The organism is Microbispora catharanthi (assembly GCF_006334915.2).
Classification (GTDB): Bacteria; Actinomycetota; Actinomycetes; order Streptosporangiales; family Streptosporangiaceae; genus Microbispora; species Microbispora catharanthi.
Map to the genome: position 1 here is coordinate 65,276 of NZ_VDMA02000030.1, position 16,029 is coordinate 81,304.

The following is a 16,029-nucleotide window of genomic DNA, read 5'->3' on the forward strand; positions in this document are numbered from 1 at the left end:
CAACGGCTCGCGGCAGACGAGGAGTGGTGAGCATGAGCAAGGTGACCAGCGCGTTGGTGATCGGCGGCGGCATCGCCGGGCCCGTGACGGCGCTCGCCCTGGCCAGGGCCGGCATCCGGGCGACCGTGCACGAGGCCCACGACAGCGCCGCGGACGGCGTCGGGGCGATGCTCAGCCTGGCCCCGAACGGGCTCGACGCGCTGCGCATCGTGGGAGCGTACGAGGCGGTGCGTGCAGTGGGTCAGCCTGTCCCCGGCGTGGTGATGGCCGACGGCGCCGGAAACCGGCTCGCCGAGTTCGGCGGATTCCCCGGCCTGCCGCCCACCCTGGCGATGCCGCGCGCCGCCCTCTTCCGGGCACTGGCCGATCACGCGGTGGCGACGGGGGTGCGGATCGAATACGGCAGGCGACTCGTCTCCGCCGAGGAGACCTCCGAGGGAGTGACCGCCACGTTCGCGGACGGCACCACCGCCACCGCCGACGTGCTGATCGGCGCCGACGGCATCCGGTCCACCGTCCGCACCCTGATCGACCCCGGCGCTCCCGGCCCCGAGTACGGCGGGGTCCTCAGCTTCGGCGGCTACGCCGACGACGGCGGCGTACGGGCCGAGCCGGGCGTCATGTACTTCGCCTTCGGCCGCACCTTCATCGGCTACTGGCGACTGCCCGACGGCCGGATCTGCTGGTTCGCGAGCCTGCCCCGCACCGAGCCCCTCACCTACGCCGAGGTCGTCCGCGTTCCCGCCGCGGACTGGCTGGCCCGCCTGCGCGACCTCTACGCCGGTCACGTCCCTGGCGAGAAGCTGCTGGCGGGCACCAACCCCGGCGACCTCATGATCACAGGCCCGATGGAGCGCATGCCGTCGGTGCCGCACTGGCACCGCGGCCGCATGGTCCTCGTCGGCGACGCGGCCCACGCCCCGTCGTCCAGCTCCGGGCAGGGCGCCTCTCTGGCGGTGGAGAGCGCCGTCGAACTGGCCCGCTGCCTGCGCGACCTGCCGCTGCACGGGGCTTTCGGGGCGTTCGAGCGTCTCCGCCGCCCTCGGGTGGAGATGATCGGCGGCGACGCCGCGGCCAAGAACAAGGCCAAGGCCGGCCAGGCCGGCGACCGGCCCGCCATGCCGACCCCCGAGCAGATGTTCGCCCCCGTCCACCTGCATCACATCGACTGGGACGCGCCCATCACCGCCTAGTCCGGCGGGGACCGCACCGGGCAAGAGCGGGTAAACGGCCGTTACGGATGGCGTCGTGTGCCGCTCCCCACCGCGCCCGGCCGTGCTCTGCTGTCGCAGGCAACGAGTGTCTGAGGAGGAGCGATCATGCCCCGCACAACCCGTTTCGCCCTGGCCGCCGGGCTCGCCCTGGGACTCGCCGCCGCGGCCGCCCCGGCCGTGCCGGGGCTGTCCGCCGGGATGGCGGCGGCCTCCGCCGTGCAGGCCCGCCCCAGTGAGTCAGCCAGTGAGTCAGCCAGTGAGTCGGCGGGTCAGTCGGCGACCGCCGTCATCAAGAACACCGCCGGGCGCGTCCTCGGCACCGTGCGAGTCGAGCGGTATGACGCGAAGAAGTCGAGGGTCAGCGTCAGCGTGCGGGGGCTCACTCCCGGGTTCCACGGCTTCCACGTCCACGCCAACGGCGTGTGCGACGCACGCTCGGTCGACCGGGCGACGGGCAGCGCGTTCACCAGCGCCGGAAGCCACCTCGGCCCCGGGGAGCACGGCGACGGCGCCGGGGACATGCCGCCGCTGCTGGTGGCCGCCGACGGCACCGCCTCCGCGTCGTTCGTGACTGACAGGTTCACGCTGGAGCAGTTGGGCGACGCCAACGGCAGTGCGTTCGTCGTGCACGCCGGGCCGGACAACTTCGCGCACATCCCGGACAGGTACTTCCACCGGCCCGACGCCACCGGCGCCACGGGCCCGGACGCGGCCACGCGCAAGACCGGCGACGCCGGTGCCCGGATCGGCTGCGGGATCGTCAAAGTCCGCGCCTGATCCGGGTCCGTCGCTTGCGGGCGGCGTCAGGAGATGTGGCGGCGCAGCCAGTCGACCAGCGGGGCCAGCGCCCGCCAGGTCGAGCGGACCCGGTCGAGCGTCTCGGGGGTGTGCAGCCACGGCTCCGGTTCGAACCGCCGCCCGGCGTGCAGCGTCTTGTGCCGGAGGAGTTCGAGCCGGGGGTGGTCCTCCGCCGTGCCGCGGGGGCGGGTCTTGAGCCGATCGCCACCGACCGTCAGATCATCGGGCAGCGCCGCGAGGATCTCCCCCAGCAGGGGCCCTGCGGTGTCGTCGTCCAGGGCCTCGCGGAAGCGTGCCACCTGGTCGCCCGGCATCCACCAGCCCGCCGCCACGTAGAGGCCGTCGGCGTCCACCTGCACGTAGTAGCCGACGCCCTCCACGCCCACTCCGCAGTAGGCCCCCTGATGCGTCTTGTACGGCGACTTGTCCTTCGCGAACCGGACGTCGCGGTGCGGCCGGAACAGGTGGGCCGGTCCGAACTCCGGCTCCAGCTCGTCCATGAGCGCGAGCATCGGCGCCCGGACCCCGGTCTCGTACAACTCCTTGTGGGCCGCCCAATACGCCTTCGAATTGTCGGCGACGAGGCCCTCGTAGAAGATGAGCGCCTCGTCAGGGAACCCGCTGAAACCCATGCCACCCACCTTCGCACGCCCCACCGACAGTCCCGGGACCGGGACCGGGACCGGGACCGCGCGGACGCGCACAGCGCCGCCGTCTCGCCGTGCCGAAGATCGTCCTGGTGATCTCCCGGCCGAGCGCGGTCGCGGCGGTGCGGGCCAGCGACCGGAACTCCTTCGAGGCGAACATCTCCTCGATCGCCGACTGCCTGGGAGTCTTCGCCGGTCTCTCCGCCGGTCTCTCCGTCGGTCTCTCGGCCAGCGCTTCCTGCTCGGGCTCCTGCTGCCGGGCCAGACGCGCGGCGAGGATCTCGTACGCCGACTGCCGGTCCACGGCCGTGCCGTACTTCGGCAGGAGCGAGGACGCGGCGATGGCCCCCCGCACGACCACGGGGGCGGACGGCGCCATGAGCGACCGCGGCGCGCGCAGCCGTGTCCAGGCGACCGGCGTCGGGGCCCCGGTCTCGGACAGGACCGTGACGACCGCCTCCCCGATGCCGAGCTCGGTGAGCAGCCGTTCGAGGTCGTAGGAGGAGACGGGGAACGTCGAGACGGTCGCCTTCAGCGCCTTGGCGTCCTGCGGGGTGAAGGCGCGCAGGGCGTGCTGCACGCGCGCGCCGAGCTGGGCGAGGACGTCGGCCGGCACGTCCTTGGGCGTCTGGGTGACGAAGAAGACCCCGACCCCCTTCGACCGGATCAGCCGCACGGTCTGCGTGATCGACCTGAGGAACGCCTTGGACGCGTCCTCGAACAGCAGGTGCGCCTCGTCGAAGAAGAACACCAGCGACGGTTTGTCGGGATCGCCTACCTCGGGCAGCGTCTCGAACAGGTCCGCGAGCAGCCACATCAGGAACGTGGAGAACAGCTGCGGCCGGTCCTGCACGGCGGGCAGCTCCAGGATGGAGATCACGCCGCGCCCGTCCGGCGTGGTCCGCAGCAGGTCGCGCACGTCGAACTCCGGCTCGCCGAAGAACGCCTCCGCCCCCTGGGCCTGGAAGTTCACCAGGGCGCGCAGGATGACCCCCGCGGTGGACGCCGACAGCCCGCCGATGCCGCTCAACGCCTCCGGCGTCTCGGTCAGATAGCGGATGACCGCGATCAGGTCCTTGAGGTCCAGCAGCGGCAGCCCGTGTGTGTCGGCGAAGTAGAAGATCAACCCGAGCGACGACTCCTGGGTCTCGTTGAGTTCGAGCACCCGCGACAGCAGCGTCGGCCCGAACGCGCTCATGGTGGCGCGCAGCGGGATGCCCTCTCCCACGCCGCCGAGGGAGAAGAACTCGGTCACGCAGCCCTCCGGCGCCCAGTCCTGCCCCACGTCGGCCGCCCGGCGGGCGATCCGGTCGCCCGGCGTCCCCGGCGAGGCCAGTCCGGACAGGTCTCCCTTGACGTCGGCGAGGAACACCGGCACGCCCTGACCGGCGAGCTGCTCGGCCATGAGCTGCAGCGTCTTGGTCTTCCCCGTGCCGGTCGCCCCGGCCACCAGGCCGTGCCGGTTCATCATGCGCACCGGGACGCGGACGCGCTCGGCGGGGTCGGCCGTCCCGTCCGCGCGTACGAGCGCGCCCAGCTCCAACGCCGGCCCCTCGAAGTCGTAGCCCTTCATCGGTTCGTGTACTTCTTCCCGGGCGTGGGGTTGCCGAGCAGCTCCGAGACGGTCACGTACGTGAAGCCCTTGTGGTCGAGTTCGTCGAGCAAACGGGGCAGGGCCTGCACGGTGGTGGGGTGGATGTCGTGCATGAGCACGATGTCGCCCGGTTTGGCCGCGGCGCTGCGCTGGGTGATCACCGTGGGGTTGCGGTTGAGCCAGTCGAGGGTGTCGACGGCCCACAGGATCTGTGCGAGCCCGGTCTGCTTCGTCTCGTTGTCCACCGCCTGGTTCGTCGCGCCGTACGGCGGGCGCATGAGCCGCATCGTCACGCCGGTCACCTTCCGCACGGCCTCCTGCGTACGGTCGAGCTCGCGGCGCAGCCCGTCGGACGACAGCCCCGGCAGCGAGGCGTGGTCCCAGGAGTGGTTGCCGATCTCGTGGCCCTCGGCGACCATCCGCCGGACGAAGTCCCGCGTCTCGCCCGTGATCATCTGTCCGAGGATGAAGAACGTGGCCCGGGCGTGGTGGGCCGCGAGCAGGTCGAGGACGTGCCCGGTGTATTCGGCGGGCCCGTCGTCGAACGTCAGCGCCACGCATTTGTGCTGCCTGCAGTCGACGTGCCGCGGCGGCGGGACCGCGGGCAGGCGCGGCCCTGGCGCTCCCCGCTGCGTCCCCGCGAGCCGGAAACGCAGCAGGTCGGCGTCGAAATGTCGCGGCGTGCCGAAGCGCGGATGCGGCCCCGCAGGTCCGGGCCGCTCCCCCGAAACCGATACGGTCCTGGCCTGGGCACATCCGCCGAGCAGCAGCAACGACAGCAGAACGGATCCGATCCGCATACGACCCCCCGGAGCAGGCGGGGGGCCACGAACGCTACGGATAGCCTCCGACCGCTCCCCCCCGCAGAACCTTTTCCAGCTCCTCCCACCAGGACGGCACGTCCGCCTTGAGCTCGGCGTACCTGCGAGCCACCCGGATGGCGCATCCTGCGGGGTCCGTACCCAAGTGCCGACACTTCACGGCACCCTCGCGCCAACGGTAAAAGCCCTCACGGAAGGTCACGACCAGGCCTATCCAGACGGAGAGAGTAGCCTCGTCACCGATCTCGTAGGCGTCGGCCACCCCGAGCGCGGCGAGTTCCGCGCGAAGTTTTTCCACCGCGACTCGCGATTCACTCACCGGCCACCGCCCCCTGCACAGCAGACACGCACAAAAAGGGATGTACCCAACCTTGGAGCGGCGCTTGCGGATTCATTCTGTAATCATCGACTACTAAGCGTCACCACGCAGCCCTTACTGGTCAGTCATGTGCGGGTTCTCCAAGGTCAGGGAGCTCACGGACGTCGGGCGGCTCTCCGAGATCAGGGGGTTCGGGGGGCTCGGTGACCACCATCACGAAGCGCAGCGGTTCCTCGTGCTCGTTGGCGTACCGATGCGGCCGGTCGGCGCTGAACACGACGGCGTCGCCGGACCCCACGACGTGGCTCCTGCCGTACACGGTCAGTGTGAGCCGTCCCTCCAGGACGGTGAGCATCTCGCGAGTGCCGGCGGGGTGCGCGTCGCCGTCGTGGTGCTCGCCCGGCCCGAGCCGCCAGTCCCACAACTCCAGGATCGCGGGCGCGTCCGTCCCCACGAGCAGGCGGGCCGACCCTCCCCCGGGATGCCGGAACGTCACCACCTCGGACTCGTGCACGACCCGGACGACCGGGGTGTCGGCGACCTCCACCAGCCGCGCGAGGGTCACGCCCAGCGCGTCGGCGATCCGGGTGAGCGTGTTGACGCTCGGGTTGGTGCGGCCCTGCTCGATCTGGATGAGCATGCCGCGGCTCACGTTCGACCTGGCCGCGAGCTCGTCGAGGGTCAGCCCCCGGTGGGCCCGCTGGCCCCGTACGTTCGCGGCGATGGCCGCGGTGATCGTCGCAGGATCAGCCATGGGTACAGCGTAGTGATCTCCTATTACAATCCATTGCACTATCGAGGCAATCTCTTGGGGGATCTGTGACGGCGGTGGCCCTCGCTACGGCATGCGCGGTGATCTTCGGCACGGCCGACTTCTTCGGGGGTCTCGCCACCAGGCGGTCGAAGGTGCTGGCCGTGGTCGTGCTCTCCCAGCTCGGCGGCCTGCTGCTGGTCGCCGCTCTCCTCCCGGTGCTGCCGGGCCACGCGAGCACGGCGGCACTGGCCTGGGGAATGGCCTCCGGGGTCGCCGGCGCCTTCGGCATCGTGCTGTTCTACCGCGGCCTGGCCACCGGCATGATGTCCGTGATCGCCCCGACCACTGCCACGACCGCGATGGCCGTCCCCGTGGTGTTCGGCCTCCTCACCGGCGACCGGCCGTCCGCCCTGGCGCTCGTGGGCGTCGCGCTCGGCCTGTTCGCCGTCCTGCTGGTCAGCCGCGAGCCGAACGGCGGGGCGAGCGGCCCGAAGGCCGGTCCGATCCTCGCCGCCCTGGTGTCGGGAGCGGGTTTCGGCGGGTTCTTCGTGCTGCTCAAGCTGGCCCCGGCCGACTCCGGCACGTGGCCGCTGCTGGGGGCGAGGATCGCCTCGATCACGCTGGTCGCACTGCTGGCCCTCGCGACGCGCAGGAGCCTGCGCCCGGTGCCCGGCACCCTCACGGTGACGATCGCGGCCGGGGTGCTCGACATGGCCGCCAACGTGCTCTATCTCTTCGCGGCGCAGCGGGGGATGCTCACCCTGGTGGCCGTCCTGGTGTCGCTCTATCCGGCGAGCACGCTGCTGCTCGCGCGGTACGTCCTGGGCGAGCGGCTGAGTCCCGTGCAGATCACCGGCGTCGGGTTCGCGCTCGGCGCGATCGCCCTCATCGCCGCCGCCTGAACCGCGTCCCCAGCCGCGCCCCCAAGCGCGCCCCGATCCGGGGCCCGTGGGCGCGGGACCACGTCCCGGCGCGCCTCACGGGCCCGTCAGTCACGGGTCAGGCCGCGCACACCTGCTCGGGGACGCGTACGACGCCCTCCTCGCGGGCGTAGTCCTCCAGCATGCCCCGGAGCTGGCGGCGGCCCCGGTGCAGCCTGGACATGACGGTGCCGATCGGAGTGCCCATCCGGTCGGCGATCTCCTTGTACGCGAAGCCCTCGACGTCGGCCAGGTAGACGGCCACCCGGAAGTCCTCCGGCAGGGCCCGCAGGGCGTTCATCACGACACTGTCCGGAATCTGGTCGAGTGCCTCGATCTCGGCCGAGCGCAGCCCGGTCGACATGTGCGACTCGGCCGCGGCCAGCTGCCAGTCCTCGATCTCCTCGGCGGCCGACAGCTTGGGCGAGCGCTGCTTCTTCCGGTAGTCGTTGATGAAGTTGTTGGTGAGGATGCGGTGCAGCCACGCCTTGAGGTTCGTGCCCTCGCGGAACTGGTGGTAGGACGTGAAGGCCTTCGCGACGGTCTCCTGGACCAGGTCCTCGGCGTCGGCGGGGTTGCGCGTCAGACGCATGGCGGACGCGTAGAGCTGGCTCGTCACCGGCACGACCTCACGCTCGAACCATGCCTGCCGCTGCTCGTCGGTCGAGATCATCTCTTCCCCCTACGGAACTTCTCCCCCGTTACCCGTCCGGCCGGAACACATGCGAGGTCGCTCGTTCATCGTTGTGCCAAGGACATCGTGCCGCTTGGGGCCTAAGCACGGTGTTAATGTCGTCCGGCCTGGTCAGCGCCATCGCCGTAAAGACCAGGCCCGCGCGGCCAGGTCACGCGCAAGCCGAACAAGTCTCATTAGCGTAACACCGGAGCCTCAATCCGGAGTAAAATGTGGCAGATTTCACTGGCGGTCGGCAGGTGCGGGTCGGCGGCGCCGGGTGCCTCCTCCTTGGTGTTCATGGCGAGGACCGTGCCAGAGTGGCGGCATGAACCACCTGGATCGGCACGATCCGGTCACGAGGGCATGGGTGGCCGACGCCATCCAGGCCGTCGAGGCCGACGCCAACCGAAGCTGCGACACTCACCTGCATGTATTCCCGCTCCCCTCGCACTGGGGTGTCGACCTCTATCTGAAAGACGAGTCGGTGCACCCGACCGGTTCACTCAAGCACCGTCTCGCCCGGTCCCTCTTCCTGTACGGCCTGGCCAACGGCTGGATCGGGCCCACCACCACGATCATCGAGGCGTCCAGCGGGTCCACCGCCGTGAGTGAGGCGTACTTCGCCCGGCTGCTCGGCCTGCCGTTCATCGCGGTGATCCCGGCGAGCACCTCGCCGGAGAAGCGGGAGATCATCGAGTTCTACGGCGGCAAGTGCCACCTGGTGGACGACCCGAGAGCGATCTACGACGAGTCGCACCGGCTCGCCGCCGAGACCGGCGGGCACTACATGGACCAGTTCACCTACGCCGAACGGGCGACGGACTGGCGGGGCAACAACAACATCGCCGAGAGCGTCTTCCAGCAGATGGCGCTCGAACGGCACCCGGAGCCCGCGTGGATCGTCGTCGGCGCGGGCACCGGCGGCACCTCGGCGACGATCGGCCGCTACATCCGCTATCGCCGCCACCAGACCCGGCTCTGCGTGGCCGATCCCGAGGGCTCGGCGTTCTATCCGTCCTGGATCTCGGGCGAGGAGCACGGCGGCGCCGGATCGCGGATCGAGGGCATCGGCCGGCCGCGGGTCGAGCCGTCGTTCCTGCCGACGGTCATCGACCGGATGACCCAGGTGCCGGACGCCCTGTCGATCGCGGCCATGCACTGGGTCAGGGAGGTCACCCGCAGGGAGGTCGGCGGCTCGACCGGCACCAACATCGCGGCGGCGGTGCAGATCATCCGGGAGATGCGGGAGCGGGGCGAGCGCGGCAGCGTGGTCACGCTGATCTGCGACGGCGCCGAGCGCTATCGCGACACCTACGGCGACCCGCGCTGGCTGTCGGAGCGGGGCATCGACATCGCCCCCCACCTCGAAGAGCTGCGCGCCTTCCTCCGGAGCTGACGGGAGGCGGGCCGGGAAATCCCGGCCCGCCGCCGTGTTCCTTGCTTTCTCGTGTCAGTCGCCGAGCAGGGCGTCGACGAAGACCTCGGGGTCGAACGGCGCGAGGTCGTCCGGCCCCTCGCCGAGGCCCACCAGCTTCACGGGCACGCCCAGCTCACGCTGGACCGAAATCACGATGCCGCCCTTGGCCGTGCCGTCCAGCTTGGTCAGCGCGATGCCGGTGACGTTGACCACCTCGGCGAAGACCTGCGCCTGGCGCATGCCGTTCTGCCCGGTGGTCGCGTCGAGGACGAGGAGCACCTCGTCCACCGCCGCCTTCTTCTCGATGACCCGCTTGACCTTGCCCAGCTCGTCCATGAGGCCGGTCTTGGTGTGCAGCCGTCCCGCGGTGTCGATGATGACGGTGTCCGCCTTGTCCTCGATGCCCTTGGCCACGGCGTCGAACGCCACGGACGCCGGGTCGCCGCCCTCCGGGCCGCGCACCACACCCGCGCCGACGCGGTCACCCCACGTCTGGAGCTGATCGGTGGCCGCCGCGCGGAAGGTGTCGGCGGCGCCGAGCACGACCTTCCTGCCGTCGCCGACCAAGACCCGGGCCAGCTTGCCCGAGGTCGTGGTCTTGCCGGTGCCGTTGACCCCGACGACGAGGACGACGGCCGGCCGCTCCCCGTGCGGCTGGGTGTGCAGGGTCCGGTCGAGGTCCGGCGCGATCTGCGTGAGCAGTTCCTCGCGCAGCAGCTTGCGCACCTCATCGGGGGTGCGGGTGCCGAGCACCTTCACCTTCGTCCGCAGTTCCTCCACCATCGCACGGGTGGGGGCCACACCGACGTCGGCCGTGATCAGAGTCTCCTCGATCTCGTCCCAGACCTCGTCGTCGAGCCGGTCCCGCGACAGCAGTTCGAGCAGGCCCCGGCCGAGGACGTTCTGCGAACGGGCGAGCCTGCCGCGCAGCCGCACCATCCGGCCGGCCGAGGGCGGCGGGACCTCGATCTCGGGAGCCTTGATCAGCTCTTCGATCGGAGGGGCGGGCGGCGGCAGCGTGGTCGTCGTGCCGCCGTCCTCTTCGCCCAGCCCCGTCTTCGCGGGCTCCTCCACGACGGGAGCCTTCGGCTCGGGCGGGGCCGGCGGGGCGGGCGGCAGGTCCTTCGCCTTCGGCCGGAACAGCAGCCACAGGCCACCCACCGCCAATATGGCGACGATGGCCACGATCACGATGATGCCGAGGTAACCGTCCACACCATGCAGTTTCCCAGATGACCCGCATTACTCCAGCCAGGGGCGTACTTCCTAGACCTTCTCGCGGAGGCGCTGGCTGACGACCTGGGTGACGCCGTCGCCGCGCATCGACACGCCATACAGCGCGTCGGCGATCTCCATCGTGCGCTTCTGGTGCGTGATCACGATGAGCTGTGAGGTCTGTCTCAGTTCCTCGAACAGGGTGAGCAGCCGCTGGGTGTTGGTGTCGTCGAGCGCCGCCTCGACCTCGTCCATCACGTAGAACGGCGACGGGCGGGCCTTGAAGATCGAGACGAGGAACGCGACCGCCGTCAGCGACCGCTCGCCGCCGGACAGCAGCGACAGGCGCTTGACCTTCTTGCCGGGCGGCCGGGCCTCGACCTCGACACCCGTGGTCAGCATGTCCTCGGGGTCGGTCAGCAGCAGGCGGCCCTCCCCGCCGGGGAAGACCCGCTGGAAGATCTGCCCGAACTCGCGCGCCACGTCCTCGAACGCCGCCGCGAAGACCTGCTCGACCCGGTCGTCGACCTCCTTGACCACGAGCAGCAGGTCGCGCCGGGTCTTCTTGAGGTCTTCGAGCTGCGAGGTGAGGAAGGCGTGCCGCTCCTCAAGGGCGGCGAACTCCTCCAGCGCCAGCGGGTTGACCTTGCCGAGCTGGGTCATCTGCCGCTCGGCCGTCCTGGCCCGCTTCTCCTGCTCCTCCCGCACGTACGGCACGGGCGGGTCGCCGGGCACCGGCACGCTCGGCCCGTATTCGGCGATCAGCGGTTCGAGCTCGATGCCGTACTCCTCCAGGGCACGCTGCTCCATCTGCTCCAGACGCAGCCGCCGCTCCGTCCTGGCCATCTCGCTGCCGTGGACCCGGTTGACCAGGGCGTCCAGCTCGGAGCTGAGCTCCCGTACGCGCAGGCGCACCTGCTTGAGCTCGGTGTCGATCTGCCCGCGCGCCCGCTCGGCCTCGTCGCGCTCCTCTGCGGCCCGCGCGAGCGAGCCCTCCAGGGCGCTCAGGGCGGCACGCGCGCCGTCCGCCACCGCCGCGGCGATCTGCGCCTGCCTGCGGCGGCGTTCCCGGTCGGCCGCGGCCTGGGCCCGGTCCTGCCGCTCACGCTGGGCCGCGCGCAGCAGGGCGTCGGCGCGGCCCGCGATGCCCCGCACCCGCTCCTCGGCCGTACGGACGGTCAGCCGGGCCTCCATCTCGGCCTGCCGGGTGACGCCACAGGCGGCGGCCAGCTCGTCGCGGGTGTCGGTGGTCGGCTCCGCCTCCAGCTCCGCGGCGTACTCTGCCTCGGCGAGCTGCTCCTCCAGCTCCACGACCGCGGCCTGGGCCTGCTCGCGCGCCTCCTGGGCGTCCACCGCTGACCGGCTCAGCCGGGCCGCCTCGTCCTGGGCGGCCTTGACGGCGGCCTCCAGCCGGGCCAGCTGCTTGGCCGCCGCCGCGGCCCGCTGGTCGGCCTCCCGCTGCCTGCCGCGCAGGCGGTCGAGCCCGGCCTGCGCCGCGTTCAGCCCGTTCTGCGCGGCGTTGACGCCGCTCTGGGCGGCGCTCACGCCGCTCTGCGCCTCCGTGACCCGCCCCTGCGCCGCCTCCAGCGCGAGCTGGGACTCCCGTTCGGCGGCCACGGCCTCGGCCAGCGCCTCCGCGTGCCGTTCGGCCTCGGCCCTGGCGGTGGCGAGATCGGCGGCGGCCTCGTCCAGGGCCGTGCGCATCTGCAGCAGGGAGGAGCCGCCGCCCGAGCCGCCGTGCGCGGCGTGGACGCCGAGCAGGTCGCCGGACGTCGTGACGGCCCGCAGCTCCGGATGGGCGTCCACGACTTTGCGCGCGGTGAGCAGGTCGGGCACCACGACCACGTCGGACAGCAGCGCCTCCACTGCGGGGCGCAGCTCGTCCGGCACGGTCACCAGGTCGGCGGCCCATTCGGCGCCCGCGACGGGCGCCTCCGGTCGCCCGCCCGCGCTCTGCCCGCCACCGCTCTGTCCACCGCTGCTCTGCCCGCCACCGCTCTGCCGGTCGCCCGCGATCAGGAGGGCGGCGCGGCCGGCGTCGGCCTCGCGCAGGTGCTCGACGGCGGCCACGGCGGCGGTCAGCGAGGCGACGCCCACCCCGTCCACGGCCATCACGGCCGCGACGGCCGCCTCCGCCCCCGGGCGTACGGCGAGCAGCGTGGCGATCGGGCCGAGCACGCCGGGCAGACCGGCGCCGAGCAGCGCGGCGGCCCCGTCCGCTCCCCCGGCCAGGCTCATCTCCAGGGCCTCGCACCGGGCCTGGAGAGCGGCGACCGCGCGCTGTGACTCCTGGTCGGCCGCTCGGGCCGTGCTCACGGCGGCCTTGGCGGCGGCGAGCGCGTCCCTGGGCGCGGCCAGGTCGGCCCGCGCCCGCTCCACGACGGCCTCGGCCTGCTCGGCCACGGCCCTGGCCTCCTCCACCGCGGCGCGGGCGAGGTCCACGCCCTCCTGCGCGGCCTCCAGCTCGGCCGCGAGCTCGGGGTCGGCCGGCGGCTCGTCGAGCGCCTGCGCGTCGAGCTCGTCCTGGGCCTGCTCCGCACGCCGGGTGGCGTCCTCGACGGCCTTGGTGAGCCTGCCGATCTCGTCTCCGGCGGCCCTGGCCCGGCTCCTGGCCGACTCCACCTGGCCGCGAAGGCGGGCGAGGGCCTCGCGGCGGTCGGCCGCGGCGCGGGCGGCGACGGTCAGGCGCCGCTCCTCGGCGGCCAGCGCCTCCTCGGCCTCCGCGCGGACCTCGACGGCGGCCGCGAGCCGCTCGCGCGCCTCGTCCAGCTCCTCCGCCAGCACCCGCTCCTGCTCCCGCACCTCGGCGGCCTCGCGTTCCAGGTCCTCCGGGTCGCGCCCGCGCCGCTCGATGGACGCGGCGTCCGCGGCGTGCCGCCGCCGTTCGGCCGCGAGGCTCTCCACGCCGCGCAGCCGCTCCCGCAGGGCAGAAAGGCGGTAGAAGGTCTCCTGTGCGGCCTTGAGGCGCGGCTGGGCGTCGTTCTCGGCGGCCTCCAGCTCGGCCTCCCGCCGCTGGCCCTCGGCCAGCTCCGCCTCCACCTGGGCGCGCCGCGCCTGTACGGCCGCCTCGTCGGCCTCCTCCCGCTGCAGCGTGTCGCGGAGGGTGATCACGTCGTCGGCGAGCAGCCGCAGCCGCGCGTCACGCAGGTCGGCCTGGATGACGGCCGCCTTGCGTGCGATCTCGGCCTGCCGGCCCAATGGTTTGAGCTGGCGGCGCAGCTCGGCCACGAGATCCTGGACGCGGGTCAGGTTGGCCTGCATCGCGTCGAGCTTGCGGAGGGCCTTCTCCTTGCGCTTGCGGTGCTTGAGTACGCCCGCGGCCTCCTCGATGAACGCCCGGCGCTCCTCCGGACCCGCGTGCAGCACCTGGTCGAGCTGGCCCTGGCCGACGATCACGTGCATCTCCCGGCCGATGCCGGAGTCGGACAGCAGCTCCTGGATGTCGAGCAGGCGGCAGGTGTCGCCGTTGATGGCGTACTCGCTCTGGCCGGACCGGAACATCAGCCGGCTGATCGTCACCTCGGTGTAGTCGATCGGGAGCGCGCCGTCGGTGTTGTCGATCGTCAGCGTGACCTCGGCGCGGCCGAGGGGCGGGCGGCTGGAGGTGCCCGCGAAGATCACGTCCTCCATCTTGCCGCCGCGCAGCGACTTGGCGCTGTGCTCGCCCATCACCCATGCGAGGGCGTCCACGACGTTGGACTTGCCGGAGCCGTTGGGGCCCACCACGGCGGTGATGCCCGGCTCGAAGCGGAGGGTGGTGGCCGAGGCGAAGGACTTGAAGCCGCGTAAGGTGAGCGTCTTGAGGTACACGTCCGCCCCCCTCGGTGCCGCCTGGCGTTCGGGGGGAAAGACTACAGCTCCCGAGGGCCGGGTACGCGGGGATAGGCACCGGCGGCCCGCCTGGGAAACGAATATGGGTAAGGCAAGCCGGGCGGTTCACCCATCCCGCCCACGGCCCGTTGTTTGTGATCGGTTAGCCGTCGAATCAATTGCCGGGGAACGACGGCGGAAATGGCAAGGGACGCCTTTGCGGGGCGTCCCTACAATCCTTTCCCGTTCCTGCCGGTCCCTCAGGTGAGAGCCGGCTCGCGATCCTGCAGCCGGACCAGGGCCTCGTCACGAGTTTGCGCCGAGAGCGCGTCGTTCTGGGCCTGGAGCCGGGTGAGTTCTGCCTCGAGGTCGCGGATGCGCTGCTGGAGACGGCGCATTTCCGAGATCATCCGAGGGTCAGGACCGCCGACGTGGCCGAGTAGAGCCTTCGCCATAGTAAAGGGTCCTCCACGCTGAGTGACCAGACTGGTTCGCGCACTTCATGCCGCGGGAGGGGTGCGCGTGGTTCCTCTCAAGAGTCGCACCGGCAATGGAGACGGTCAAGTTGAACGCTCCGCACAGGCGTGCCGGTGGGCACTCTCGCTAGATAAATATACCGGATTTGAGGGGTTTGAGGGAAGCCCTACCTCTCGACAAACCCGGCGATACCTCTCTTCGCATCGCTCCAGCGCTCGACCACCCCCTCAACACGGCCGGGCGTGTCTCCGGTGCGTAACAACGACAGGAGCCGCTCGCACGACTCCCTCGGGCCCTCGGCGACGACCTCGACCCTCCCGTCGGCGAGGTTCGAGGCCCACCCGACGAGCCCGAGCTCCAGTGCGCGGGCACGGGTCCACCAGCGGAACCCCACACCCTGCACCCGTCCCCGGACCCATGCCGTCAACCGAACCACGCCTACAAGTATCCAGATCGACTTCGGCCGCCACAGGCGGGGGTCCCTAAGGGCGGGCGTTCCTCGGTCGGGGCTGGCACTTCGGGCAGCTGTAGGAGGACCTGTTCATGAACGCCTCCCGCCGGATGGGCGTCCCGCAGCGGCGGCAGGGCTCGTCCCGCCTGCCGTACACGGCGAGCGAGCGGTCGAAGTAGCCGCTCTCGCCGTTGACGTTCACGTAGAGGCTGTCGAAGGACGTGCCGCCCTGCCCCAGCGCCTCGGTCATGACCGCGCGGACCGCCGCCAGCAGTTCGGTGATCTTCGGCCGGGTCAGCGTCTCCGTCGGCCGCGCCCAATGCAGGCGCGCGCGCCACAACGCCTCGTCCGCGTAGATGTTGCCCACCCCGCTGATCAGCGACTGGTCGAGCAGCGCCCGCTTGATCCCCGTACGGCGCAGCCGCAGCCGTACGGCGAACTCCGCGTCGTCGAAGGCGTCCTCGAGCGGGTCGGCGGCGATGTGCGCGATCGGCTCGGGCACCGGCCGACCCCGCCCCGCGGCCATGGGCGCCACCAGGAGGTGCCCGAAGGTGCGCTGGTCGACGAAGCGTAACTCCAGGCCGCCGTCGGTGAAGCCCATGCGCACGCGCAGGTGCTTCTCGATGGGCGACAGCGGGTCCACGACGAGAAGCTGGCCGCTCATGCCGAGATGGGCGATCAGCGCCTCACCGGGCTCCTCCTCGCCGGAGGCGCCGTCCCGCAGGGGCAGCCACAGGTATTTGCCGCGCCGCTCGGCCGACGCCAGTGTGCGGCCCTTGAGCTGGGCGGGCAGCTCGCCGACGTTGCGGCGGACCGCCCGGGGGTGCAGGACCTCGGCCGCGGCCACCGTCCGGCCGGCGACCCAGCTCTCCAGGCCCCTGCGGACGACCTCGACCTCGGGCAGTTCGGGCATGCG

General features: G+C 71.8%; 15 protein-coding genes. 4 read left to right on the plus strand and 11 right to left on the minus strand.

The genetic code is table 11. The features are described from left to right. The first annotated feature begins 32 nt into the window (after positions 1 to 32). Both FH610_RS37825 and FH610_RS37830 read left to right on the plus strand, forming a co-directional pair. The gene (locus tag FH610_RS37825; protein WP_139580042.1) at positions 33 to 1,193 is read left to right on the plus strand and encodes an FAD-dependent monooxygenase; all 1,161 of its coding nucleotides are present in this window, start codon (positions 33 to 35) and stop codon (positions 1,191 to 1,193) included. Positions 1,194 to 1,319: 126 nt separating this feature from the next. Then, entirely contained in the window at positions 1,320 to 1,991 is a 672-nt protein-coding gene (locus FH610_RS37830; protein ID WP_139580043.1) for a superoxide dismutase family protein, read from the plus strand. A 26-nt stretch (positions 1,992 to 2,017) separates the two neighbouring features. Here FH610_RS37830 and FH610_RS37835 read toward each other — a convergent pair whose 3' ends face one another. The 5 genes from FH610_RS37835 to FH610_RS37855 all read right to left on the minus strand — a co-directional run bounded on the left by FH610_RS37835 (position 2,018) and on the right by FH610_RS37855 (position 6,147). After that, positions 2,018 to 2,644, minus strand: coding sequence for a DUF2461 domain-containing protein (locus FH610_RS37835; protein WP_139580044.1), 627 nt, complete (start codon positions 2,642 to 2,644; stop codon positions 2,018 to 2,020). Next, positions 2,622 to 4,232, minus strand: coding sequence for a helicase HerA-like domain-containing protein (locus tag FH610_RS37840; RefSeq protein ID WP_139580045.1), 1,611 nt, complete (start codon positions 4,230 to 4,232; stop codon positions 2,622 to 2,624). Before FH610_RS37840 ends, FH610_RS37835 begins: the two co-directional genes overlap by 23 nt. Next, the gene (locus FH610_RS37845; RefSeq protein WP_139580046.1) at positions 4,229 to 5,053 is read right to left on the minus strand and encodes a polysaccharide deacetylase family protein; all 825 of its coding nucleotides are present in this window, start codon (positions 5,051 to 5,053) and stop codon (positions 4,229 to 4,231) included. Before FH610_RS37845 ends, FH610_RS37840 begins: the two co-directional genes overlap by 4 nt. A 34-nt stretch (positions 5,054 to 5,087) precedes the next feature. Continuing rightward, the gene (locus FH610_RS37850) at positions 5,088 to 5,393 is read right to left on the minus strand and encodes a hypothetical protein (protein ID WP_139580047.1); all 306 of its coding nucleotides are present in this window, start codon (positions 5,391 to 5,393) and stop codon (positions 5,088 to 5,090) included. A 121-nt stretch (positions 5,394 to 5,514) separates the two neighbouring features. Continuing rightward, positions 5,515 to 6,147 (minus strand): helix-turn-helix domain-containing protein, encoded by a 633-nt coding sequence (locus FH610_RS37855; RefSeq protein ID WP_139580048.1) that lies wholly within the window; start codon positions 6,145 to 6,147, stop codon positions 5,515 to 5,517. Between the two features lie 98 nt (positions 6,148 to 6,245). Here FH610_RS37855 and FH610_RS37860 point away from each other — a divergent pair, with 98 nt between their 5' ends. Then, positions 6,246 to 7,049, plus strand: coding sequence for a DMT family transporter (locus FH610_RS37860; protein ID WP_240809435.1), 804 nt, complete (start codon positions 6,246 to 6,248; stop codon positions 7,047 to 7,049). Between the two features lie 97 nt (positions 7,050 to 7,146). On the opposite strand, the gene FH610_RS37865 is transcribed toward FH610_RS37860, so the two are convergent. Next, the gene (locus tag FH610_RS37865; protein ID WP_139580050.1) at positions 7,147 to 7,740 is read right to left on the minus strand and encodes a sigma-70 family RNA polymerase sigma factor; all 594 of its coding nucleotides are present in this window, start codon (positions 7,738 to 7,740) and stop codon (positions 7,147 to 7,149) included. A 328-nt stretch (positions 7,741 to 8,068) separates the two neighbouring features. Here FH610_RS37865 and FH610_RS37870 point away from each other — a divergent pair, with 328 nt between their 5' ends. After that, entirely contained in the window at positions 8,069 to 9,139 is a 1,071-nt protein-coding gene (locus FH610_RS37870) for a PLP-dependent cysteine synthase family protein (RefSeq protein ID WP_139580051.1), read from the plus strand. A gap of 54 nt (positions 9,140 to 9,193) precedes the next feature. On the opposite strand, the gene ftsY is transcribed toward FH610_RS37870, so the two are convergent. The 5 genes from ftsY to mutM form a co-directional block, all read right to left on the minus strand. After that, on the minus strand, positions 9,194 to 10,375 hold the full coding sequence (gene ftsY / locus FH610_RS37875; protein ID WP_139580052.1) for a signal recognition particle-docking protein FtsY: 1,182 nt from the start codon (positions 10,373 to 10,375) through the stop codon (positions 9,194 to 9,196). A 51-nt stretch (positions 10,376 to 10,426) separates the two neighbouring features. Next, positions 10,427 to 14,185 (minus strand): chromosome segregation protein SMC, encoded by a 3,759-nt coding sequence (gene smc, locus FH610_RS37880; RefSeq protein WP_139580053.1) that lies wholly within the window; start codon positions 14,183 to 14,185, stop codon positions 10,427 to 10,429. Between the two features lie 260 nt (positions 14,186 to 14,445). Continuing rightward, positions 14,446 to 14,640 carry a hypothetical protein gene (locus FH610_RS37885; RefSeq protein ID WP_139580054.1) on the minus strand — a complete coding sequence of 65 codons (195 nt, stop codon included), beginning with the start codon at positions 14,638 to 14,640 and terminating at the stop codon, positions 14,446 to 14,448. A gap of 188 nt (positions 14,641 to 14,828) precedes the next feature. Continuing rightward, a complete protein-coding gene (locus tag FH610_RS37890; RefSeq protein ID WP_182899574.1) occupies positions 14,829 to 15,098 on the minus strand; it encodes an acylphosphatase in 270 nt (89 codons plus the stop codon). A 46-nt stretch (positions 15,099 to 15,144) separates the two neighbouring features. After that, positions 15,145 to 16,026: a bifunctional DNA-formamidopyrimidine glycosylase/DNA-(apurinic or apyrimidinic site) lyase gene (mutM, locus tag FH610_RS37895; RefSeq protein ID WP_139580056.1), complete on the minus strand. Its 882-nt coding sequence runs from the start codon at positions 16,024 to 16,026 to the stop codon at positions 15,145 to 15,147. Positions 16,027 to 16,029 lie beyond the last annotated feature (3 nt).